Consider the following 23,245-nt stretch of genomic DNA (forward strand, 5'->3'; position numbering starts at 1 on the left):
GCACGGTCACCATCCGCAAGCGATGGTCATCCGGTGGGCACACTGCCCGTACGCTTGACCCGTGTCCGTCGTGGATCTCGTCCTGCTGCTGCTCATGCTCGTGTTCGCGATCAGCGGATACCGCCAGGGTTTCGTCATCGGCGTCACGTCGTTGTCCGGCTTCTTTCTGGGTCTGCTGCTGGGTCTCCAGCTGGGGCCGCTGTTCGCCAGACAGTTCGTGGACGCCGGCACCCGTGTGCTGATCTCGCTGGTGGCCATCTTCGGGCTGGCGGTGGTCGGGCAGGCACTCGCCGGTTGGCTCGGCTCGCACCTGCGCAAGACGATCACCAGCGACGTGGGCAAACGGGCCGACGACGTCGGTGGGGCGCTCGTCTCGCTGTTCGCGGTGCTCCTGCTCGCCTGGCTGGTCGCGGTGCCGCTCGGCTCGTCCTCGGTGCCCTGGCTCGCCGCCTCGGTCCGCAACAGCGCGTTGATCACGGTGGTCAACCAGGTCCTGCCGGAGCAGGCCCACCAGCTGTCCACGGCGCTGGAAGACACCGTCGACACCGACGGGTTTCCGGACGTCTTCGGTGACCTCGCGCCCACCCGGGCCCGGCAGGTCGACCCGCCGGACCCGGCACTGGCCGGCTCGCAGGTGGTGGTCAGCGGTCAGCAGTCGGTCGTCAAGGTGCTCGGCTCCGCGCCCAGCTGCTCACGCCGGATCGAGGGTTCCGGCTTCGTCTACGCGGACGACCGGGTGATGACCAACGCGCACGTCGTGGCCGGCACCCGCTCGGTGGCGGTGGAGCTGGGCGGCGAGCGGTACGACGGCAAGGTGGTGGTCTACGACCCGAACCGGGATCTCGCGGTGCTGCTCGTGCCCGGGCTGCCCGGGCCGTCCCTGCGGTTCGCCGCCGGCAACGCGGGCAGCGGTTCCGACGCCATAGTGCTCGGCTTCCCGCTCGACGGCCCGTACAACGCGCAGTCGGCGCGGGTCCGGGACGTCGACCGGATCAAGGGCCCGGACATCTACTCGTCCAGCGAGGTGACCCGGGAGATCTACACGATCCGGGCGCTGGTGCGCAGCGGCAACTCGGGCGGTCCGCTGCTCTCCGCCAACGGCCTGGTGCTCGGAGTGATCTTCGCGGCGGCGTCCGACGACCCGAACACCGGCTTCGCCGTCACGGCGGCCGAGGCCCGCCCGGTGGCGTTGGCCGGTGCCGAACGCAACCGGCAGGTCGCCACCGGCGAGTGCACCTGAGCGTCGCTGCCGGGCCTGCTCAGCCCTGAGCAGGCAGGGCGCGACGGCCAACGGTCGGTAGCTTCGCCCGCCCCCACCGCAGCCCCCGGTCCAGCACGGCACGGGCCATGATCGCGACGCACGTGCCGCCATTGACGAAGGACGCCACCACGTCGCTCGGGTGGTGCATTCCCCGGTACATCCGGGTCATCGCCACGCCCAGCGGCACCATCAGCAGCAGCGTCCACCAGGCGACCTTCGCGCCGGTGCTCCGTGCCCGCAGCGCCAGCAGCACGGCGATGCCGACGTAGAGCGCCACCGCCGCCGAGGTGTGCCCGGACGGAAAACTCGACGTGGGTGGCGAGACGTCCATGTGCTCCACCGCCGGCCGCTGACGGTCGATCGCCAGCGTGGTCAGCAGGAACACCAGTGCCTGGGCGGTCACCGCCGCGCACAGGAACAGCGGCTCGCGCCAGCGCTTCAGCCAGAGCCGCAGCGCCAACGCCACCAGCACGGTGACCACGACGATCATCTGGGTGCTGGCCAGCGTGCTGAACACCAGCGAGACGTTGTTCCAGTCGCCGGTGCGGTCGGCGGCCAGCTCCCGGTTCACCGCGTCCTCCACAGTGAACGGCCAGGTCCGGGCGAACACCCGGGTGACCAGCACCCCGAGCAGCACCATGAGCCCGAGCAGGAGGGACACCGGCAGCAGCACCCGCCGGACGATCTGGACCACGGTCTGGGACATGGGTCGGCCAGTACCCGGCCGACCTCGTCCTCACTCCTCAGGCCGCTCCCGGCTGCCGCTCGACCTCGGGAGCGACGCCGTCGCGGGTCGGCCGGACCGGCCGAAGACCGGTGTGTGCCCGCCAACTGGTGAACGCGGCGGTGGTAGCCGCGACCACTGCCACACCGAGCAACCATCCACCCACCACGTCGCTGGTGAAGTGCACGCCCAGCGCCACCCTGCTCAGCCCGGTCACCACTGTGAGCAGGACCGCCGCCACCCAGAGCGCCACCCGCGCCGCCCCCCGGCCGGCGTACGACAGGAGCACCAGCAGCAGCACCCCGGCGGCCAGGGTGGCGTTCAGCGCGTGCCCGGAGGGGAACGAGTAGCCGGCGGCCCGGGCCACCGGGTCCAGCAACTCCGGCCGGTCCCGGCCGACCAGCAACTTGAGCAGCGGACCGATCAAGCCGCCGACGACCATGGTGGTGGCCGCCCAGAGGGCCAGCCGGCGGGCTCCCCGGCGCAGCAGCCAGACCACCAGGAGCAGTGCGACGGCGCGCAGTGGCATCGGTGCGAACACCTCTGTCCAGACCCGCATCAGCACGACCCAGGCCGGGTGATCCTGGGCGTAGCCGTGCAGCGCGTCGGTGACCGCCGTGTCCAGCCGGTGCAGCGGTGCCCAGGCGCCGAGCACCAGCAGTGTGAGCAGCGCGAACGGCACCAGCACCAGGAACGCCGCCGTCGCGGCGAGAGTGAGCCGCAGACCCAACGCATGGTCGGGGTCGAATCGGCGGTGCCGCCAGGACGGCTGACCGGTGGGGGCGAGGGTGGGCGGCCGGTGCGTACTCATGGGTCCGTTCTACCCGGCCGGGCAGCCGGTCAGGCCTGCCGGTCGGTCGCGATCAACGGGTCCGCTGACGCAGTCGGCGCACCATCAGTGCCGCACCGCCGACCAGAGCGACGAGGAGCACGACAGTGGTCCACAGCTGCTCCGGTGCGGAGGTGTCCTGACCGCCCGCCGCCCGAGCCGTCCAGCGGCTCTGCTGACCGGATGCGGCAAGACCGAGTGGATCGCTACCGGCACCGGCCACCGGACCGTCGTCGGCCGAGCCGGGCGCCGGACCGAAACCGGTCACGCCCGGCGACGTCTGGTCGTCCAGCGGGTTGGCGGTCACCGGCGGCACCTGAGCGCTCAACGCAGCCACCGGGTCGACCACCCCGTACCCGAAGCGGTCGTCCCGACCGGTCGGGCCCACGTCCCGGGCGGTTGCCAACAACCGGTTGACCACCTCACCCGCGGGCATCTGCGGATAGCGGGAGCGGACCAGCGCGGCGGTCGCCGCCACCAGTGGCGCGGCGAAGCTGGTGCCCTGCACCCGCCAGTACCCGCCGGGCGGCTTGGCGCCGACCAGCCCGCTGGCGGGAGCGGTGAGCACCGTCGCCCGGCCGGTGATCGAACCGGACCACAGGTTGTCGCTGCTGCGTTCCAGACCGGACACGGCGATCACACCCGGCTCACGAGCCGGATACCAGACCTTGGAGCTGGTGGAGGTGGCCAGGTTGCCGGTGCAGGCGACCACGACCACGTCCCGCACGAACGCGTAGTCCAGGGCGGCGGCCAGGGCCGGGCTGTCGCCGCTGCCGCCCAGCGACAGGTTGATCACGCGGGCGCCGTTGTCGACCGCCCAGCGGACCCCCTGGGCGACGATCAGCGCGTCGTCGTAACGGTTCTCCTCGTCCAGCACACGGACCGGCAGGATCCGGGCGTCCGGTGCCAGGCCGACGACACCCCGCTTGTCGTCGTTGCGCCCGGCGATCAGGCCGGCGACCGTGGTGCCGTGACCCACCGGATCCGGGCCCGGCGCACCACCGGGGCCAACCAGGTCCTTGCCGGGCAGCACCTGGCCGACCAGGTCGGGGTGGTTGCCGTCCACCCCGGAGTCGACCACCGCCACTGTCACACCCCGGCCGGTCGAGGTGCGCCACGCCGTCTCGGCCTGCAACTCGTCGAGCTGCCACTGCTCGTCGCGGACCTGATCGGTGCGGGCGACGGCGTCACCGGGGGCGAATGCCATCGGCGCGCCGGCGAGCTGTCCACCGTTCGTGGGCGCGGCGACCGGCACGGCTGCCGCGGTCGGGGCCACGACGGCAAGCGCCGCGGCCACGCCGAGCAGCGCCCGGCCGGTCGCTCGTCGGGCCGCTGACGGACCGCTGTACCGCACCCCAGTCACATCCTCAGCCATCCATCCCGACGGAACCATGACGATCGGAGATTACCGGTTTCCCCACCCGTCACGGGAAGAACCGGCGAGTCAGGTCATTGCGGCGGCAGTTGTGCCAACTGAACGAGGCGCACGCCCTCCCGCCGGGTGACCAGCCGACCACGCCCCGGCGGCAGCGGTCCGGGTCGCACCGGCCCGACGAGTGCACCCTCCTCGGGGCTGCCCGCCATCACCAGGCCGGCCGTGGACAGCTCCCGCAGGCGCTGCACGATCGGTTCGTACTGGGCCCGGCTCGCCCCACCGGACCGGCGTGCCAACACCAGGTGCAGACCGATGTCCCGGGCGTGCGGCAGGTGCTCCTCCAGTGCGCGCAACGGGTTCGCAGGCCCCGCCGCCACCAGGTCGTAGTCGTCCACCAGCACGAACAGTTCCGGCCCGGACCACCAGGACCGGTCCCGCAACTGCTGCGGGGTGACCTCCGGCCCGGGAGCCCGCCGCTCCAGGTAACCGGCGGCCGACTCGACCAGGTCGGCGGTGTGTGCCGCCGCGGTGCCGTACCCGATCAGGTGCGGCGTCTCGATGGCACCGAGCAGGCTGCGCCGGTAGTCGACGAGGATCACCCGGGCCTGCTCGGGAGTGAACCGGGTGATGATCGACGTGGCCAGCGCGCGCAGGAACGACGACTTGCCGCACTCCGAGTCCCCGAAGACCACGAAGTGCGGCTCGGTTGCGAAGTCGAGCAACACCGGGCGCAGGTCCGCCTCCGCGATCCCGATCGGCAGCCGCAGCCCGGTCGTCGAGGTGAGGTCCAGATCGGCGTACGGCAGCACCGGCGGGAGCAGCCGCACCCGGGGCGCCGGAGCACCCGCCCACCCGTCGGCGGCCCTCTTGACCAGGTCGGCGGTGTCTCCGCCGGCGGTACCGAGCTGGGGCAGCGCGGTGAGGAAGTGCAGGCCCTCCGCTGTCACCCCTCGGCCGGAGCGCTCCGGCACGTTGGCGGCCGCACGCCGGGCCACCAACGAGTCGGCCGGATCACCGAGGCGCAGCTCCAGCCGGGAGCCGAACAGGTCCCGGATCGCCGGGCGGAAATCCAGCCAGCGCAGCCCGGTGGCGACCACGTGCAGCCCGTACGACAGACCCCGGGTGGCCAGGTCGGTGACGAGTGGCTCCAGGTCGTCGTACTCGCCGCGGATGGTGGTCCACCCGTCGATCACCAGGAACACGTCGCCGTACGGGTCGGTACCCGGCTGCCCGGCCGTCCCCGCTGCCGCTCGACGCTGCCGGTACGCGGCCATCGACTCCACGCCCAGCTCGGCGAAGCGGCGTTCCCGGTCGACCAGCAGGGTGGTCATCTCGCCGACGGTGCGTCGTACGGCGGTCGGGTCGGCGCGGCCGGTCACCCCTCCGACGTGCGGAAGGTCGCGCAGCGCGGCCAACCCGCCGCCGCCGAAGTCGAGGCAGTAGACCTGCACCTCGGCCGGTGTGTGGGTGAGCGCCAGCGCGCAGATCAGCGTGCGCAGGGCGGTGGACTTGCCGCTCTGCGGCGCACCGACCACCGCGACGTGCCCGGCAGCGCCGTCCAGCGCCAGCCAGAGCAGGTCCCGGCGCTGCTCCAATGGTTTGTCCACCACCGCCATCGGCACGCCGAGTGCCCCGTGCAGCTCCGGGTTGCCCACTGTCAGCCCGCGTTTCGGGTGCACCTCGACCGGACCGAGCAGCTCGTCCAGGGCCGGCGGCTGGCCGAGCGGCGGGAGCCAGACCTGGTGCGCCGGCGGGCCCTGCCCGACGAGCCGGTCCACCAGAAGGTCGAGCAGCGTCCTGGTGCCCTCCTCCTCCGCCACGACGGGCACGACCGGGGCCGCCGGCTCGGGCACCGGTACGACGTGGGTGGTGAAGGTGAGCAGCCGCGCGCCCCCCTCGGCGGCGACGCCGCCCGGCGCGGCCCGACGGCGGACGGCACCCGAGACGTACGCGGCCTTGAACCGGGCCAGCGGGTCGGTGCCGGCACGCAGGTAGCCGTGGCCCGGTGAGCGGGGCAGCTCGTGCGCGTCCGCCACGCCGAGCACCGTCCGGGACTCCAGTGCCGAGAAGGTGCGCAACCCGATCCGGTACGAAAGGTGGGTGTCCAACCCGCGGAGCCGACCCTCCTCCAGGCGCTGGCTGGCGAGCAGCAGGTGCACGCCGAGCGACCGGCCCAGCCGGCCGATCTGCACGAACAGGTCGATGAAGTCGGGCTTGGCGGAGAGCAGCTCCGAGAATTCGTCGCAGATCAGCAGCAACGACGGCAGCGGGGCGAGGGGGCTGCCGGCCGCCCTGGCCCGCTCGTAGTCGCGCACGCTGGCGAAGTTGCCGGCCCGCCGCAGCAACTCCTGGCGGCGGACCAACTCCCCGTTGATAGCGTCCACCATGCGATCGACCAGGGGCAACGCGTCGGCCAGGTTGGTGATCACGGCCGCGGTGTGCGGCAGCCGGTCGAACGACGTGAAGGTGGCGCCACCCTTGAAGTCGACGAGCACGAAGTTGAGCTGCTCGGAGCTGTGCGTGGCGGCGAGCCCCAGCACCAGCGTGCGGAGCAGCTCGGACTTGCCGGAGCCGGTCGCCCCGATGAGCAGGCCGTGCGGGCCCATGCCGTCCTGGGCGGACTCCTTGAGGTCCAGCTCGATGGCGCCGCCGTCCGCGCCCACCCCGATGGGCACCCGCAACCGGTCCCGTGCCGAGCGCGGCAACCAGCCCTGTTCCGCCGTGAAGCTCTCGGGGTCACCGAGGCCGAGCAGCTCGGGGAGGCCCAGGTCGGCCTGGAACGGGGCGTCCGGCCCGCGGGCCGCGCCGGCGAGCCGCAGCGGCGCCAACCGTCGGGCGACCGCCTCGGCGTCGGCCAGGTCCAACTGGTCGGCGGTGCCCACCTCGGCGTGCCCGTCGGTCGACCGCGAGTGCAGCCGTCGGCCGTGCAACTCCAGCAGCAGCGCGTACCGGTCCAGCAGTCGGGGCGGCGGGGTGTCCAGGTCCAGCACGGTGACCGCGTCGATGCCGCCGTCGCCGGTCAGGTCACTGGCACCGGTCAGGTCGCCGCCGTCGAGGACCACCACCACGTGTGGGCCGTCGGTGGCCGGGCCGGCCGGGCTGAACCGGGACCGGGTGGCCAGCACGTCGGCCAGCAGCGACTCCAACTCGGCGGCCGAGCTGGTGACCAGGCGTACCGGGCCGAGCGCGTCGGTGCGGCCGGGATGGTGGGCGTGCGGGAGCCACTTCACCCACTCCCAGCACGCGCGGCGCTCCGGCCCGGCGCACACCGCGACGAGCAGCTCGTCGGGGGCGTGGAAGACCGCCAGCTGGGTCAGCACCGCCCGGACCAGCGCCTGTGTCGCCGGGTCACCGGTGGGTGGCCCGCCGGTGGTCGGGGTGGTCGCCCGGCCGCGGCCGGCGGATCGTACGTGCACCCGGGCGAAGCTGCGCAGCGAAAGCGCCACCGGCAGGTCCGGCACCACGGAGTACGCGTCCAGGAAGCGGCGTAGCGCGCCGGCGGTCATCGGCTCGAGCTCCTCCAGCGGCCGGGTGACCGGTGGGACCAGTGGGGTGGCCAGTGTCTGCGGCCCGACGGCGACCCGCACCACAGCGAAATCGGGGTCGACGGGGCGCCGCTCCCAGACCCGGTGGCTGTCCACCGTCGACCAGAGCCGGCCCGGATCCGGGTGCCGGTAGTAGAGCCCGGCCCGTTGCTGGCCCGCGGTCCGCCGGACCCGCCGCCGCAGCGTGGCCAGGTGGCGCAGGTACTCCCTGCGGGCGGCCATCATCTCGGACTTCTTGGGGGTGCCGGAGGCGCTGCCCCAGGACGTCACAAGCATCGCCAACGAGGAGAGCCCGAACATGCCGCCCACCACGTACGAGTAGGCCCCGCCGCCCCGGCCGAACATCATCGCCATCGCCACCGTGCCGCCGAGCATGGGTAGCAGCATGAGCAGCTGCTGCCACCGCCCGCCGGTCACCACAGGGATCTCCGGCGGTGCGTCGACCGACAGCTCACCGGCGGGAATCTCCGGCGCTGGTCGGCGCGGCGGGCGCTTGATGACGACTGTGGACACTCGGCCTCCTGACAGCGCTGGGTAACCCGAGCCTGGCTCATGGTAGGTAAAGTCCTGTCGTCCGCGCAGCCTCCGATCCCCCTCGATATGGAGACCAGTCGATGACAACCGGGCTGGCACGCGTCACCATCAGCGCGCCGCAACGACGGGTGGACGTCGCCCTGCCGGAGCAGGTGCCCCTGGCTGAGCTGCTGCCCGACGTGCTCCGGCACGCCGGTGTCGGGCTGGCCGACGACGGCGAGCAGCACGGCGGTTGGGTGCTCCGCCGCACCGACGGGGCGTTGCTGGTGACCGCACAGGCGCTGCTGCCGCAGGGGGTGCGCGACGGTGAGGTGCTGCACCTCGTGCCGGCCCGCGCGCACTGGCCCGAGTTGGAGTACGACGACGTCATCGAGGCGATCGCCGATGGTGCTCGCCGCCGGGGCGGCGCCTGGTCTCCCACAGCCACCCGGGCAGCCGGTCTGGCCGGTGCCGCCGTGCCGCTCGCGGTCGGGCTGCTCGCGTTGCTCGCCGGTGGCCCGACGCACCGGACCGGCTGGCTGGTGGCCGTCGCGGTGGCGCTGGTGCTGACAGTGGCCGGCACTGTCGCCTCCCGCGCCAACGGCGACGGCGTCGCCGGGGCGACGCTCGGCGGCTACGCGCTGCCCTACGCGTTCACTGCCGGTGCCCTGGCCGTCGGCTCCGGCGACCCGGTCGGGCCGTTCGGGCCGGCCCGCTGGGTGGGCGCTCCCGAACTGCTGGGCGGCTCGGTCGCGCTGCTGCTGGCGGCGCTGATCGGTCTCCTCGGGGTGGCCAGTTGGCTGCGGGTCTTCGTGGCCGGTGTCACGGTCGGCCTGATCGGCGCGGGGGCCGCACTCGGTGGGCTGCTGATGACCACGGCCGGTACGGCGGCCGTGCTGCTCAGCGCACTGGTCTTCGCCGTCGGCGTGATACCACTGCTGGCCATCCGGCTGGGCAAGCTGCCCCTGCCGCCGATCACCCTGCCGGCCGCCACCTCCGCGGAGGAGCCGGAGCGGGTGCGGGATCTGCCGGACCGGGGCCGGGTGCACGCTGCGGTGATCCGCACCGAGGAGATGCTCACCGGGATGCTGATCGGCCACGCGCTGCTGGTGGTGGCCACCGCGGTCGTACTCGTGGTCGCCGGTGGCACGGCCGGTCGGGTGCTGGTGGCGGTCACCTCGGCCGTGCTGCTGCTGCGGTCGCGACTGTTCGTGGCGCTGCGACACCGGGTGCCGACGGTGCTCGCCGGGCTGGCCGGCTACGCGGCGCTGGGTGTCGTGCTGGTCGGTCGGGCAGACGAGACCGGGCGGTTGGTGCTGGTCCTGGGCGGGGCGGCCCTGGCCCTGGTGGCGGTCGCCAGCGGCACCGGGTACGCCCGCCGGCCGGTCTCGCCGTACCTCGGGAGGATCGCGGACCTCACCGACACGGCCCTGGTGGTCGCCGTGGTGCCGATCGCCTGCGCGGTGCTCGACCTGTACGACCGGGCCCGAGGGCTGCTCGGTTGAGCGGCCCTCGGGCCCGGTGCGTCAGGGTCGATCAGTGCATGGATTCGCCGCGCGCCTCGGCGTCCCTGGCCCGCTGGTAGGAGGCATGGATCTCGGCCTCGGCCTCGGTGCGGCCGACCCAGGTCGCGCCCTCCACCGACTTGCCGGGCTCCAGGTCCTTGTAGACCTCGAAGAAGTGCTGGATCTCCAGCCGGTCGAACTCGCCGAGGTGGTGGATGTCGCGCAGGTGCTCCTGGCGAGGATCCTCGTAGGGCACGCAGAGGACCTTGTCGTCCCCGCCCTTCTCGTCGGTCATCCGGAACATGCCGATGGTGCGGCAGCGGATCAGACAGCCCGGGAAGGTCGGCTCGGGGACCAGCACCAGCGCGTCCAGCGGGTCACCGTCCTCGCCCAGAGTGCCCTCGATGAACCCGTAGTCGGCCGGGTACTGGGTGGAGGTGAAGAGGGTGCGGTCCAGCCTGATGCGGCCGGTCTTGTGGTCCACCTCGTACTTGTTCCGGTGACCTTTGGGGATCTCAACCGTCACGTCGAAATCCATCTGCACGCTCCCTCGTCTGCCCACGCTGGCTAACGGAACCAATGGCGGCCCTCCGGACAGGTGAATGCCCACCCGCCGACTCCGGCCGCCGCATAGTCTTCGGACCGAAGTAGTGTCACCCAAGCCGATTTTCGCTGGGGGAGGAGGGGGTCGTGGGGAGGGAAGATTCACACTACCGCCCGGACGGGGGCTCCGCGCACGGTACCGGACGATCCGGCTCCGGCAGTGCCAAGGGGCGGGTCCCGGTGCCGGAGGCGCACCTCCCACGGGCTCCCGAAACACCGGCCCCGGCACCGGAGACGGTGCCCGAGCGACCCCCGCCGCTGCCCTGGCGCCCGCCGGCCGGGCCGGCGTCGCCCGCTCCGAACGGGGGGCACTTCCCGGTAGCAGGCGGTGAGCAACCGGTGAGCGGCCCGCCACGCGGCAGTGCCACGGTCCCGGTCAGCCCTGCGCCGGTCAGCCCGTCGTTCGGTCCCGGGCCGACCGGCTCCGGCGGGGTTCCCCCGGTGGGCCCGCCGATCTCCGCGTTGCCGGCACCCGCCGACGCCGCGCCCGCGCCCGCACCCGCCGCGCCGCGCCGCCGGAGGCGGCTGCCGGTGGTGCTGGCCGCCGCGCTCCTGCTGGTGCTCGCCAGTGTCGGAGTCGTGATCACCCGTCCCGGCCCGGTCGCCGGGTGGCTGGGCGACGACGCCGGGTCCGGGCCGAACGCGGTCGGCGTGACTCCGGAACCCGCCCCGTCGGACGTGCTGGGCGGCCCGGATGCGAACGCCCCGGTGCCCACCCCGGACGGGGTTCGGGCCGTGCTCGACCCACTGGTCGGCGTCGCCGCCCTGGGCGACCGGGTGAACGTCTCGGTCGCCGACGTGATCACCGGTCAGACGCTGTTCGCCAAGGGGGCGGACGACGGCACCGTGCCCGCCTCGGTGACGAAGCTGGCGACCGCTGTGACAGTGCTGGCGGCCCGGGGGCCGGGCTACCGGATTCCCACTCGTGTCGTGGCCGGCGCGAAGGCCGGCGAGGTGGTGATCGTCGGGGGCGGCGACCCGACCCTCGCGATCAACAAGAAGGGCTACTACCCGGGTGCGGCGCGCCTCGACGACCTGGCCGCCCAGGTGCGTACCGCGCTCGGCGGTACGCCCCCGACCAGTGTCACCGTCGACGGTTCGGTCTACTCCGGCCCGGTCTACGGCCCTGGCTGGGACGACGACATCCCCACCGGCGGTTCGGGCGGCGCGGTGACCGCGTTGATGACCGACGGCGCGCGTACCGACCCGGGCGTCGAGCACGGGTCCGCCCAGCGGTTCACCGAGCCGGACCTGTCCGCCGGCAAGGCGTTCGCCCGGTTGCTCGGGGTGCCGACCGACTCCGTGAAGCGGGGCGCGGCCCCGCCTCAGGCGGCGGCCGGTGCCAGCCCGGCACCGGGTACCGAACTGGGCGTGGTGCAGTCTCCGCCGCTGATCCGGCTGGTCGACATCATGATCAGCGAGAGCGACAACCTGGTGGCCGAGGCGCTCGCCCGGCAGGTCGCGATGGCCCGTGGTCAGCCCGCCTCGTTCGACGGCGGCTCCGCGGCGATGGACGCCGAGGTGGCGGAGCTGGGCCTGCCCGCCGACGAGATCAGCGTCTCCGACGGCAGCGGCCTGTCCCGGCTCAACCGGATCAGCCCGTCGCTGCTGACCGATCTGATCCGCTTGGCCGCCAGTCCGGACCATCCGGAGCTGGCCGGCGTCTTCGGTGGCCTGCCGGTGGGCGGTTGGTCCGGGACCCTGAACGAGCGCTACCGCAACACCGCGGGCACCGCCGCAGGCGCGGGCAGCGTCCGGGCCAAGACCGGCACCCTGACCGGCGTGCACTCCGTCGCGGGCCTGGTCACCACCGCCGATGGTCGGCTGCTGACCTTTGCGGTGCTCACCGACAAGGTGCCGGGTGACCGGGACACCGCCCAGCCGGCACTGGACCGGATCGCCGCCGCGTTGGCCGGCTGCGGCTGCGGCTGACCGTCGCCGGTTCGGGGGGCGACGCGATCACCATCGGCGTCGATCGAGGGCGCGAGCCCGGGCCGGGGTGTCGCGGCGCGGGTACGGTGGGTTCATGGCGCAGTTCGTGGACTGGGATCTGGCCGCCGCCACGGCGGGGGCGTTGAGCAAGTCTGGCCCCCGCGTGTCGTACGCGGAGGCCACCGACGTGGTCGGTGACCTGCGTCGGCTGACCGACGAGGCGGCCGGGCACGTGGCCGACTACACGGGGTTGCGGGCGCAGGTGGCGCATCCGCCGGTCCGGGTGGTCGATCGCCGCGACTGGGCCGCGACCAACATCGCCGGTCTCCGCGAGGTGATCACACCGCTGGTGAGTCGGCTCTCCGGCGACAAGCAACCGGGCGCGTTGACCGAGGCGATCGGATCCCGGCTCACTGGGGTGCAGGCCGGGACGGTGCTGGCCTACCTCTCGGGCCGGGTGCTCGGCCAGTACGAGGTCTTCTCGGCCGACCCGGGCCAGCTGCTGCTGGTCGCACCGAACATCGTCGAGGTGGAGCGCAAGCTCGGCGCCGACCCTCGGGATTTCCGGCTCTGGGTGTGTCTGCACGAGGTCACCCACCGCACCCAGTTCACGGCGGTGCCGTGGATGCGGGCCTATTTTCTCAGTGAGGTGCAGGCGTTCGTCGACGCCTCGTCCAGCGGAAGTGAGCACCTGGTCGAGCGGTTGCGGCGCGGGGTGGCCACGTTGTCCGACGCGGTCCGTGATCCGGAGAGCCGCACCAGCGTGCTGGACATCGTGCAGACCCCGGCACAGCGGGCCGTACTGGACCGGCTCACCGCGTTGATGACCCTGCTGGAGGGGCACGCCGAGTTCGTGATGGACGGCGTGGGCCCGCAGGTGATCCCGAGCGTGGAGCGGATCCGGGCGTCGTTCAACCGACGCCGGGAGGCGGGCAACCCGCTGGAGAAGGCGATTCGCCGGCTGCTCGGGGTGGACGTCAAGATGCGCCAGTACGCCGAGGGACGCAAGTTCGTGCACGGGGTGGTGGAACGCGTCGGCATGGACGGGTTCAACTCGATCTTCAACTCGCCGCTGACCCTGCCTCGACTGTCGGAGTTGGGTGACCCGGACGCCTGGGTCGCCCGGGTGCACGGCCCGGCCGGCACCATCCCGGCCGCTGGCTGACCACCCGCCGGTGGCCGCGCTCGCTCCGCCGGTGGCCGCGATCCGGGTGGCGGTCCGCCGCGCCCTGACCGGTCTGCCGTCCGGCGGTCCGGTGCTGGTCGCCTGCTCCGGTGGTGCCGACTCGCTCGCGCTCGCGGCGGCCACCGTCTTCGTGGCGCCGCGGCTGGGCCGCGCCGCGGCGCTCGTCACCGTCGACCACGGCTTGCAGGACGGCTCCGCGGAGCGCGCCGAGGCGGTGGCCACCTGGGGGCGAGGGGTCGGTTTCGCGTCGGCGACTGTGGTCCGGGTGGAAGTGGCCGGGCGTCCGGGCGGGCCGGAGGCGGCCGCCCGCGAGGCCCGCTACCAGGCGCTGACCGAGGCGGCCCGGCAGCAGAACGCCGTAGCGGTGCTCACCGGGCACACCCGTGACGACCAGGCGGAGACGGTGCTGCTCGCGCTCGCCCGGGGCGCCGGCCCACGAGGGCTGGCCGGGATGCCCGCCCGGCGCGATCTGGGCGGGGTGCCACTGCTGCGACCGCTGCTGGAGATCGGTCGGGAGCAGACGCGCGGCGCCTGCGCCGTGCTCGGGCTGAGCCCGTGGCAGGACCCGCACAACAGCGACCCGTCGTACGCCCGGTCGAGGGTGCGGGGCGACCTGCTGCCGGCGCTGGTGCGGGCGCTCGGGCCGGGCGTGGTGGACAACCTGGCGCGGACCGCCCGGCTGGTGGCCGCCGACAACGCCGCACTCGACGAGTTGTCGGGGACGGCGCTGGCGGCGGCCCGGTGCCCCGACGGAGGGCTGTCAGTGCCGGCGCTGCTCGGCCTGGTTCCCGCCGTCCGCGGCCGGGTGCTGCACTCCTGGGCCCGCGAGTTGGGCGCGCTGCCCGGTGCCCTGTCGCACCGGCACGTCGCCGCCCTGGACGCCCTGGTGACCGATTGGCACGGTCAGGGCCCGGCCGACCTGCCCGGCGGCGTCCGGGTGCTGCGCCGCGACGGCCGGCTGGCATCGGTGCGCCCCGCCTGACCTGCGGCCGGTCTCAGCCGCTGTGCGCCCGGTCCCGGAAGGTGGTCCGGTAGCTGTGCGGGGTGGCACCGACCCGGCGACTGAAGTGGTGACGCAACGCTGCCGCGTCGCCGAAGCCGGACTGGTCGGCCACCGCCTCCACGCTCAACGGGGTCTCCTCCAGCAGCCGCCGGGCGAGCAGCACCCGCTGGTTGGTGAGCCAGTCGTGCGGGGTGGTGCCGGTCTCGGCGCGGAACCGGCGGGCGAACGTGCGGGGTGCCATGCCGGCGCGGGCGGCCAACTCCTCGACGGTGATCGTCCGGTCCAGGTGGCCCATCAGCCACTCCAGCACCGGTTCGAGGGTGGGTGCCTCGGGCGCCTTAGGGATGGGCGCCTCGACGTACTGGGACTGACCGCCGTCGCGGTGCGGCGGGACCACCATCCGCCGGGCCAGCCGGGTCGCGGTGGCCGAGCCGTGCTCCTGGCGGATCAGGTGCAGGCACGCGTCGATGCCGGCTGCCGTGCCGGCGCTGGTGAGCAGCCGACCGTCCTGGACGTAGAGCGAGTTGCACCGCACCCGGGCGCGCGGGTGCCGGCGTTGCAGCTCGTCCACGTATCGCCAGTGGGTGGTGCACTCGCGGTCGTCGAGCAGCCCGGCCTCGCCGAGCAGGAAGGCTCCGGAGCAGACGCTGAACAGGTGCGCTCCGCGGGCGTCGGCCCGGCGGAGCGCGTCGAGCACCGGGCCGGGGACTGTGGTGCCCTGGCTGTGCGCGGGGATGGCCACCAGGTCGGCCTCGTCGACCGGGCCGAGGTCGGCGTGTGGGGTGAGGTGGAAGCCGGACGAGGTACGCACGGGGGCGCCGTCCGGGCTGCACACCTGGAAGCGGTAGGCGGGGAAACCGTCGGCTGTCCGGTCGGTGCCGAACACCTCGGCGAGCACGCCGAGCTCGAAGGGGGCGACCTGGTCGAGGGCGAGGACGGCAACGGACCGCAGCATGTGACGAGGGTAACCCGACAGGTGGCAGTAAATCGATGACCAATGGCATTCCTGCCACTGTCCGGTTGCTTCGTGAGGTCACACACTGGTCTCAGTCCGGTGCGCACCGGCGGCGAAACCCACAGCAATCATGCGAAAGCGAGCGCCGCCATGGAGTTCCTGTTCATCCTCCTGTTCCTCGTCCTCCTCGCCGCCGCCTCGGCGGCCGGCCTCACCGCCGACAGCCACGATTCGGCCGACTGGAAGCCGAGCGACGATGGCCGCCGCTGGCGGTCACGCACCAACTGATGTGATTAGCGTTATTTGCGCAGAAAATCCTCGGCGGGACCGCGCCAAAAGGTGCGGCCCCGCCGACGGAGGCCATCCGACGTACGGCAGGCTAGGAGTCATGGCTGACGGCTCCTGGTACGACGCCGACATCGACCACGTGATCATCTCGGAGGCGCAGATCCGCGAGAAGACGGCGGAGCTGGCCAAGCAGGTCTCCGCCGACTACGCCCACGTGGGCGACGGGCTGCTGCTGGTGTGCGTACTCAAGGGTGCGGTGATGTTCATGGCGGACTTCGCCCGGGCGCTGGGCCGCAACGGTCCGCCGGCGGAGCTCGACTTCATGGCCATCTCGTCCTACGGCCAGGGCACCACCTCCTCCGGGGTGGTCCGAATCCTCAAGGATCTGGACCGGGACATCGCCGGTCGGCACGTGGTCGTCGTCGAGGACATCGTCGACTCCGGGCTCACGCTCTCCTGGCTGCTGCGCTACCTCGAGTCGCGCTCGGCGGCCAGCGTCGAGGTGGTCGCCCTGTTCCGCAAGCCGGACGCGGTGAAGGTGCCGGTCCCGGTGAAGTACGTCGGCTTCGACATCCCCACCGAGTTCGTGGTCGGGTACGGTCTCGACTTCGCTGAGCGCTACCGGGAGCTGCCGTACGTCGGGGTGCTCAAGCCCGAGGTCTACGCCCGCTCCTGACGCCGGGCCCGACCCGTCGCGACGGGCCGCCGGTCGACATGAGCCCGAATTGCATCGGTATCCATCAAGCCGACGTTCAGCGCGCTCTCAGCTGATGCGGTTACCGTGTAGCACGGTGGCCCGGAGGTTCCTCCGCGCTCGACCCTCTCGATCGCGTGACCGGGCGCTCGGGTGGCCGAGCCGGACTCCCCGCCACGCCGGCTTCCACCCGGACTCGCCGTACGTTGGCTGCGGGGCTGGTGGGCCTGCCCACGGTGCGTGTCGTCGATGTCGGAGGCGCGCAGAGTGCGGGGGCTCGCAGGTTCGCTGTCGGCGTACACGGTCTTTTGATGGTGCACGACTGCGGGGCTCGCAAGCTCACTCCTCGCGTACACGGTGTACCGTCGAATGACCGCGGCGCGGTAGTTTTCGCGCCTCGGGGTCGAGGCCGGCCCGCACGGCGGCTCCGGCCGCCGCTCAACGCGGCGACACCATCAGACGGTCAGGACGTCGATCAGGAGGATGCGGGCGCTCCGGCGCTCGACAACAGTATGGAACGTACGCGTTTCTTCCGCCGACCGGTGGTCTGGATCATCCTGGTCATCCTCGGCGCCGTTGTGCTCAGTCAGCTGTTCACCAGTGGTCCCAGCTACCACCGCGTGGACACTTCCGTTGCGCTCGATCAACTGCACACCGCCAAGATCAACAAGGTGGTCTTCCAGGACAAGGAGCAGACGCTCCAGCTGGACCTGGCCCAGAAGACCAAGTTCGGTAAGATCGAGACCAACAAGATCGAGGCCCAGTTCCCGTACCAGGCTGGCGACCAGATCTGGAACGAGGTGCTGGACGCCAAGGCGAACAACCGGGTCACCGGCCCGGCCGACGCCAAGGTCTCCTCGGACAGCATCTGGGTGAGCCTGCTGGTCAACCTGCTGCCGATCGCGCTGCTCGTGCTCCTGCTGCTGTTCTTCATGTCGCAGATGCAGGGCGGCGGCTCCCGGGTGCTCAACTTCGGCAAGTCCAAGGCCAAGATGATCACCAAGGACACTCCCAAGACGACCTTCGCGGACGTCGCGGGTGCCGAGGAGGCCGTCGAAGAGCTGTACGAGATCAAGGACTTCCTGCAGAACCCGGCCAAGTATCAGGCCCTGGGTGCCAAGATCCCGAAGGGCGTGCTGCTGTTCGGCCCGCCCGGCACCGGCAAGACGCTGCTGGCCCGCGCGGTCGCCGGCGAGGCCGGGGTGCCCTTCTACTCCATCTCCGGCTCCGACTTCGTGGAGATGTTCGTCGGCGTCGGCGCCAGCCGGGTCCGTGACCTGTTCGAGCAGGCCAAGACGAACGCCCCGGCGATCGTCTTCGTCGACGAGATCGACGCCGTCGGCCGGCACCGTGGCGCCGGCATGGGCGGCGGCCACGACGAGCGGGAGCAGACGCTCAACCAGCTGCTCGTCGAGATGGACGGCTTCGACACCAAGGGCGGGGTCATCCTGATCGCGGCCACCAACCGGCCGGACATCCTCGACCCGGCGCTGCTGCGCCCGGGCCGGTTCGACCGGCAGATCCCGGTGGACGCCCCCGACATGGAGGGCCGTAAGGCCATCCTGCGGGTGCACGCCAAGGGCAAGCCGTTCACGCCCGACGTCGACCTCGACGCGGTGGCCCGTCGTACGCCGGGCTTCAGCGGCGCCGACCTGGCCAACGTGATCAACGAGTCGGCCCTGCTCACCGCTCGCAAGGAGCAGCGGGCGATCACCAACGACTCGCTGGAAGAGTCGATCGACCGGGTGGTCGCCGGTCCGCAGCGGCGGACCCGGGTGATGAGCGACCAGGAAAAGAAGATCACCGCGTACCACGAGGGTGGTCACGCTCTGGTCGCCTGGGCGCTGCCGCACGCCGCGCCGGTGCACAAGGTGACGATCCTGTCCCGTGGCCGCTCGCTGGGCCACACCCTGGTGCTTCCGACCGAAGACAAGTACACCCAGACCCGCGCCGAAATGATCGACACCCTGGCGTACGCGCTGGGCGGTCGCGCCGCCGAGGAGCTGGTCTTCCACGAGCCGACCACCGGCGCCGGCAACGACATCGAGAAGGCCACTCAACTGGCCCGCGCGATGATCACGCAGTACGGCATGAGCTCCAAGCTCGGCGCGATCAAGTACGGCACCAGCGGGGACGAGCCGTTCCTCGGCCGCAACATGGGCCACGAGCGGGACTACTCGGACTCGGTCGCCGCCGAGATCGACGGCGAGATGCGGGCACTGGTCGAGCTGGCGCACGACGAGGCCTGGGAGATCCTGGTGGAATACCGGGACGTCCTGGACAACATCGTGCTGGAGCTGATGGAGAAGGAAACCCTCTCCACGGCCGACATGGCGCGGATCTGCTCCCGGGTGGTCAAGCGCCCGCCGCTGGCGCCGTACAACGGCTTCGGCAAGCGTCAGCCCTCCACCGAGCCGCCCGTGCTCACCCCTGCGGAGAAGGACAAGCTCAAGGCGCAGGCCCAGGCCGACGGCGCGCAGGCGTCGGTCGGTGGCGTGGCGCCGTCCAACAACTCGGACGGCACGCACTGAGCAACGACCCGACGGCCAGCTCCCCACACCGGGAGCTGGCCGTCTCCGCGACCGAACCCGACGGCGACGACGAGCTGGACTACGTGGCCGCGCGACTGATCAGCGGCAAACTGACCGGCCGCCCCGTCGAGGACGCGGTCGACCTCGGCCGGATCGAGAAGGCCGTCCGCGAGATCCTGATCGCGGTCGGCGAGGACCCGGACCGCGACGGACTCCAGCAAACCCCGGCCCGGGTCGCCCGTGCGTACGCCGAACTCTTCGCCGGCCTGCGGGTCGACCCGGCGCAGGTGCTCAGCACCACCTTCGAGGCCAACCACGAAGAGCTGGTCATCGTCCGGGACATCGACGTGATGAGCCTCTGTGAGCACCACCTGCTGCCCTTCCGGGGCAGCGCGCACATCGGCTACATCCCGGGCCCCGATGGGCGGATCACCGGCCTGTCCAAGCTGGCCCGACTCGTCGAGGTCTTCGCCCGTCGGCCGCAGGTGCAGGAACGGCTCACGTCGCAGGTCGCCGACCTTCTGATGAGCAAACTCGCACCACGCGGCGTCGTCGTAGTGCTCGAATGTGAACACATGTGCATGGCGATGCGCGGCATCCAGAAATCCGGTGCCAAGACCATCACGTCGGCCGTACGCGGCATCCTGCAGACGGACTCCAAGTCGCGGGCCGAGGCGATGGCGCTGATCATCCCCCGCTGACACCCCGACGCACCACAGCCGGCCGATGCGTTTCCCACCCGCCCGGCAGTGTTGCGGCCGGGCGGCTTTCCGGCCCGGCGGGTCAGCCAGCGAGCAGCGCCAACAGCAGGCCGGCCGTGGCCAGCACCGCCGGCACCAGGCACACCAACACGCCGAAGCGCACCGTACGGTCCAGCCGCTCGGTGGGGCTGGCCCGGAACAACCGCCCAATGCCGATCCAACCGGCGACGAACGCGACCGCCGGCATCGGCAGCCCGCAGATCAACGCCGCCACGGTGGCCGGCCCCACCCCCGTCGCCGCCAGAACCACCACCTGGATCAGCGGCACCAACAGCGCGAACGGCCCGTACACCAGGAGGTTGCGCGCCCGCGCGGGCCAGGACCCCGGCCGGAACCGGCGGCGCGCGGCCAGCGCCGCGTCCGCCGCCTCCGCCCAGCCACCCGCGGCCCGCAGCGCCGCCAAGACGGCCGCCGGGCCACCCGCCATCGACCGGGCCGCCTCGGTCAGCTCCGGCGGCGACGGCACCAGGGAGATCGCCGGTACGCCCAACTCGCGCAGCCGTTCCTGCTGACTCGCCAGCCCGGTACGGACCACCGTCAACTCCTCCCGGGCGGCCTCCGCCGACCGGGCCTGCTCACCGGCGGCGGCAGCCGCGCCCCGGCGTACCCCGTCCAGCTGGCGGGCGGCCGCAAGATACTCCGTCCAGGCCGTGCTGGGAGCGACCGCCCGCGGCGTTGCGTCCCCGGTCACCGCAGCTGCCCGCTGCCGCCCTGGGCCGGTCACCGTCGCGATCGGATCCACCTCGACACCCTCCACGCGCGCCACCTGATCAGCCGGCCTCGTCGGCGAACGGCACCAGGACGGTGCCCCGCTCGTCCGGGCCGTCCCAGAGCACCGCCCGGTCGGGGCGCACCTGCCACTCGACCGGCCGACCGAAGACCGCGGTGAGCTGCGCGACCGGCACGTCCAGCACGGCCACCGCCGCCAGCTTGTCGACCTCGCCCGCCGGCTCGAACAACGCGGCGAACGGCGGCACCGCACGCCACCAGCCCAGCAGATGCCGCCCCGCCGGCGGCCCGTCCCGTAGGAGCGACCGAAGCCGGTCCACCGGCAGCTCCCGAGGACCTGGCCGGTCCAGCCCGAAGACCACCAGGTACCTCGGCAGGTCGTCGGCCGCGTCCGCGAGCAGCGTCGGCAGATCCACCAACTCGGCCGAATGCCGGGTCGCCAGATCGGCCGTCAACGCCTCCGCCAGGGCCCGGGCGCCCGGATCCGGTGCCGTCACCAGGAAGCGGGCACTGCCCGGTGCGTGGTGAGCCGACGTGCTCCGCGCCGCCGTCGCCAACAGGCCGCCCGCCGCGGTGCCCGACCCCAACACCGCGAGGTTGCGCCCGGCCGCCGGCCCCAACGGCACGGCGACCGTCGAGCGGGCCACGTCCACCGCCCGGCCCAGCAGAGCGGCCGGCCCGTGTGCCTGCCCCGCCAGGGCCGCCCGGTGGCGCGGATCGTTGCCCAGCAGCGGCCGGGCGTAACCCGCGAAGACCACCGGCGGCACCGACCCGGCCGGTCGGGCCGCCCACAACTCGTGCCGCAGCTTCTCCACGACCTCCGGATGATCCTGCGGGTCCGGGTGACGGATCAACCGTTCGTGACCCCGGATCGCACCCCGTGGGCCGCCGAGCCCGCCGGCCGTGTTCACCACCGCGCTGCCCACCGGCAGACCGGCCGCCGAGTCGTTCGTCGGCTCCAACACTGGGCTGCCACCCGGCAGCGCCACCCGTACCGGAAACTGCCCGAGCACCGAATCCCGATGCCCAGCATCCGCGCGCGCACTCAGCCCCAACTCGCCCGCGCCCGCCAGGACCAGGTGCACCCCGTACGCCCGACCCGCCCGGGCCAGCCCGTCCAACTGGGCGGCCACCTCGGCGGCCAGCCGGTCCCGCTCGGCGAAGAGCAGCGGCACATTGTCCACCACACAGACGATTCGGGGCAGCGGCTGGTGCTGACGCAGCTCCGCGAAACGTTGCCCCCCGGCCCGAGCGCCCGCCTCCGTGCGGCGCTGCACCTCGGCCGTCAACTCGTCCAGCAGATCCCGGACGTACTCCCGGTCGGCGGCCATCGCGGCCGCGCGCACCTGCGGAACCCACGACCGGTCCCGCTCAGTCTGCAAGAACTCCACGAAGGACTCGCCGTCGCCGAGATCCGCCAGGTAGAACGCCAGGTCGTCCGGGCCGTACCGGGCGGCCAGGCCGAGCAGCGCGGTGGTCAGGAACGCCGCCCGGCCCGCTGCGGAACGGCCACTCACCAGCCAGTGCGGGGTCAACTCGGTGAAGCCCAGCGGCACCGACCGGCCCCCGGCATCGCCGACGGTAGTGGTCAGCCCCTCGGCCGAGTCCGACTCCCACAGTCGCCCGCCCGTCGGCGGCAGCAGCGCACCCAACGCCAACCGGGAACCCGCCTCCACCTGCTCGGCGAGCCGCCGACAGACCGCGTCGACCAGCTCTGCCGGCGGGTCCGACTCGACGAAGACCGGCGAGTTCAGACCGCCCGGCGAATCGGCGCCCGGCCCGGCGAACGAGGCCCCCGGCGGATCGCCGAGCAGCGCGTACGCATTCCGCAGCACCAGCGAAGTGGTGTGCGGCAGCGGTGCCCGGGCCGAGTACGGGCCGGCGGGCGGCCAACCCGCCACCACCAGGTGCAGCCCAGCGGCCGGCCCCTGCTCGGCCAACGTCTCGATGCGCGCCAGATCGGTCGGGCCGGTCGACTCCGGCAGGGCGGCGACCACCAGCAACAGCGTCCGATCGTGACGGCGTCGCCCACTCGCCCCCGGCGTCACCCACTGCTCCGCCTCGGTCAGCACCGCGCGCAGACCAGCCACGTCCACCGCCGGCGGCGGCAACAGGCCAGCATCCGCGAGTGCCCCGAACGGCGTCAGCACAGCTCCGGTGGCATCCACCGCGCGAATCAGCAGGGCACCCGCCGGTGCCGCACCCAACAACCGCAGAAGTACGGCCCGGAGCAACCCCGCAACCCGCGGCTCCCGCGCGTCAGCGTCCACGCTGAGGTGACCGGTGCCGACAAGCGGCACCAACGCGGGGAAACGAGCGTCGTCCAACGGCGCCGCAGTACCGACCCGAACGAACGGCGGCGGACCATCACCGGCCGGCGAGCCCACCGTGAGCGAGTCCAGTGCCGCGCCCGACCAGCCCGGCGCCAGCAGGGCCGCAGCCGTCCGTAACCGGTCGGCCACCTCGTACTGGCGGCGCTGATCGGCCGGAGCCGGCCGCGTCTCGTCCAGGATCCCGGCAGCCGCGGTCGCGACGGCAGCCGCCCGACGGTGCAGGGCTGCGGCGCGGTTCGTGCGAGCCTTCGGACCGGCCACCGCGTCCACCCCCTCTACCCGAGGTTGGCAACCCCTCCCCGAGCAGAGACGGTATCCCAGCCGACGGTCCTCCTCCGGGAGGTGCCTCGGCGCTGCGCCGGTGTTGTCGTGGATCTCACCGGTGGGGAGGGGTCCGTCACGATCCGCTGGATCTGAGGCATTGGCTCCGGGGCGTCCAGCCGATAACTTCAGGAGGTGGAATCAGTGCAGCCCCCCG

17 protein-coding genes are annotated in these 23,245 nt (G+C 72.7%); 9 read left to right on the forward strand and 8 right to left on the reverse strand.

Annotation, left to right across the window (positions count from 1 at the left end; all coding sequences use genetic code 11):
* Positions 1-61 precede the first annotated feature (61 nt).
* The gene (locus ACIA47_RS11935) at positions 62-1,240 is read left to right on the forward strand and encodes a MarP family serine protease (RefSeq protein WP_124853405.1); all 1,179 of its coding nucleotides are present in this window, start codon (positions 62-64) and stop codon (positions 1,238-1,240) included.
* 19 nt (positions 1,241-1,259) lie between these two features.
* Here ACIA47_RS11935 and ACIA47_RS11940 read toward each other — a convergent pair whose 3' ends face one another.
* The 4 genes from ACIA47_RS11940 to eccCa form a co-directional block, all read right to left on the reverse strand.
* Complete coding sequence (locus tag ACIA47_RS11940; protein WP_203122964.1) at positions 1,260-1,967, reverse strand: phosphatase PAP2 family protein; 708 nt, start codon at positions 1,965-1,967, stop codon at positions 1,260-1,262.
* A gap of 37 nt (positions 1,968-2,004) precedes the next feature.
* The gene (locus ACIA47_RS11945; protein ID WP_203122966.1) at positions 2,005-2,796 is read right to left on the reverse strand and encodes a phosphatase PAP2 family protein; all 792 of its coding nucleotides are present in this window, start codon (positions 2,794-2,796) and stop codon (positions 2,005-2,007) included.
* 52 nt (positions 2,797-2,848) lie between these two features.
* The gene (gene mycP / locus ACIA47_RS11950; RefSeq protein WP_396707507.1) at positions 2,849-4,189 is read right to left on the reverse strand and encodes a type VII secretion-associated serine protease mycosin; all 1,341 of its coding nucleotides are present in this window, start codon (positions 4,187-4,189) and stop codon (positions 2,849-2,851) included.
* Between the two features lie 74 nt (positions 4,190-4,263).
* Positions 4,264-8,247, reverse strand: a complete 3,984-nt coding sequence (gene eccCa, locus ACIA47_RS11955; protein WP_396707509.1) for a type VII secretion protein EccCa — start codon at positions 8,245-8,247, stop codon at positions 4,264-4,266.
* 101 nt (positions 8,248-8,348) lie between these two features.
* On the opposite strand from eccCa, the gene eccD reads away from it, so the two are divergent.
* On the forward strand, positions 8,349-9,752 hold the full coding sequence (gene eccD, locus ACIA47_RS11960; RefSeq protein WP_396707511.1) for a type VII secretion integral membrane protein EccD: 1,404 nt from the start codon (positions 8,349-8,351) through the stop codon (positions 9,750-9,752).
* 31 nt (positions 9,753-9,783) lie between these two features.
* Here eccD and ACIA47_RS11965 read toward each other — a convergent pair whose 3' ends face one another.
* The gene (locus ACIA47_RS11965; protein WP_091403280.1) at positions 9,784-10,290 is read right to left on the reverse strand and encodes an inorganic diphosphatase; all 507 of its coding nucleotides are present in this window, start codon (positions 10,288-10,290) and stop codon (positions 9,784-9,786) included.
* A gap of 527 nt (positions 10,291-10,817) precedes the next feature.
* Between ACIA47_RS11965 and dacB the strand changes: the two genes are divergently transcribed.
* The 3 genes from dacB to tilS all read left to right on the forward strand — a co-directional run bounded on the left by dacB (position 10,818) and on the right by tilS (position 14,455).
* Entirely contained in the window at positions 10,818-12,287 is a 1,470-nt protein-coding gene (dacB, locus tag ACIA47_RS11970; RefSeq protein WP_396708215.1) for a D-alanyl-D-alanine carboxypeptidase/D-alanyl-D-alanine-endopeptidase, read from the forward strand.
* 94 nt (positions 12,288-12,381) lie between these two features.
* Positions 12,382-13,452, forward strand: coding sequence for a zinc-dependent metalloprotease (locus tag ACIA47_RS11975; protein ID WP_396707514.1), 1,071 nt, complete (start codon positions 12,382-12,384; stop codon positions 13,450-13,452).
* A gap of 10 nt (positions 13,453-13,462) precedes the next feature.
* Entirely contained in the window at positions 13,463-14,455 is a 993-nt protein-coding gene (gene tilS, locus ACIA47_RS11980; protein ID WP_396707516.1) for a tRNA lysidine(34) synthetase TilS, read from the forward strand.
* Between the two features lie 13 nt (positions 14,456-14,468).
* Here tilS and ACIA47_RS11985 read toward each other — a convergent pair whose 3' ends face one another.
* Entirely contained in the window at positions 14,469-15,431 is a 963-nt protein-coding gene (locus ACIA47_RS11985; protein WP_203121473.1) for a GlxA family transcriptional regulator, read from the reverse strand.
* 99 nt (positions 15,432-15,530) lie between these two features.
* Here ACIA47_RS11985 and ACIA47_RS11990 point away from each other — a divergent pair, with 99 nt between their 5' ends.
* From ACIA47_RS11990 to folE, 4 genes are all read left to right on the forward strand, one after another.
* Entirely contained in the window at positions 15,531-15,719 is a 189-nt protein-coding gene (locus ACIA47_RS11990; RefSeq protein WP_146755403.1) for a hypothetical protein, read from the forward strand.
* Between the two features lie 100 nt (positions 15,720-15,819).
* Complete coding sequence (hpt, locus tag ACIA47_RS11995; RefSeq protein ID WP_112582849.1) at positions 15,820-16,395, forward strand: hypoxanthine phosphoribosyltransferase; 576 nt, start codon at positions 15,820-15,822, stop codon at positions 16,393-16,395.
* 530 nt (positions 16,396-16,925) lie between these two features.
* A complete protein-coding gene (ftsH, locus tag ACIA47_RS12000) occupies positions 16,926-18,944 on the forward strand; it encodes an ATP-dependent zinc metalloprotease FtsH (RefSeq protein ID WP_396707519.1) in 2,019 nt (672 codons plus the stop codon).
* A gap of 35 nt (positions 18,945-18,979) precedes the next feature.
* Positions 18,980-19,645, forward strand: coding sequence for a GTP cyclohydrolase I FolE (folE, locus tag ACIA47_RS12005; protein ID WP_030328001.1), 666 nt, complete (start codon positions 18,980-18,982; stop codon positions 19,643-19,645).
* 82 nt (positions 19,646-19,727) lie between these two features.
* Here folE and ACIA47_RS12010 read toward each other — a convergent pair whose 3' ends face one another.
* Together ACIA47_RS12010 and ACIA47_RS12015 are read right to left on the reverse strand one after the other, a co-directional pair.
* Positions 19,728-20,438 carry a hypothetical protein gene (locus ACIA47_RS12010; RefSeq protein WP_396708217.1) on the reverse strand — a complete coding sequence of 237 codons (711 nt, stop codon included), beginning with the start codon at positions 20,436-20,438 and terminating at the stop codon, positions 19,728-19,730.
* Positions 20,439-20,475: 37 nt separating this feature from the next.
* Positions 20,476-23,037, reverse strand: coding sequence for an FtsK/SpoIIIE domain-containing protein (locus ACIA47_RS12015; protein ID WP_396707521.1), 2,562 nt, complete (start codon positions 23,035-23,037; stop codon positions 20,476-20,478).
* Positions 23,038-23,245 lie beyond the last annotated feature (208 nt).

The organism is Micromonospora sp. NPDC051227 (genome assembly GCF_044455385.1).
Classification (GTDB): Bacteria; Actinomycetota; Actinomycetes; order Mycobacteriales; family Micromonosporaceae; genus Micromonospora.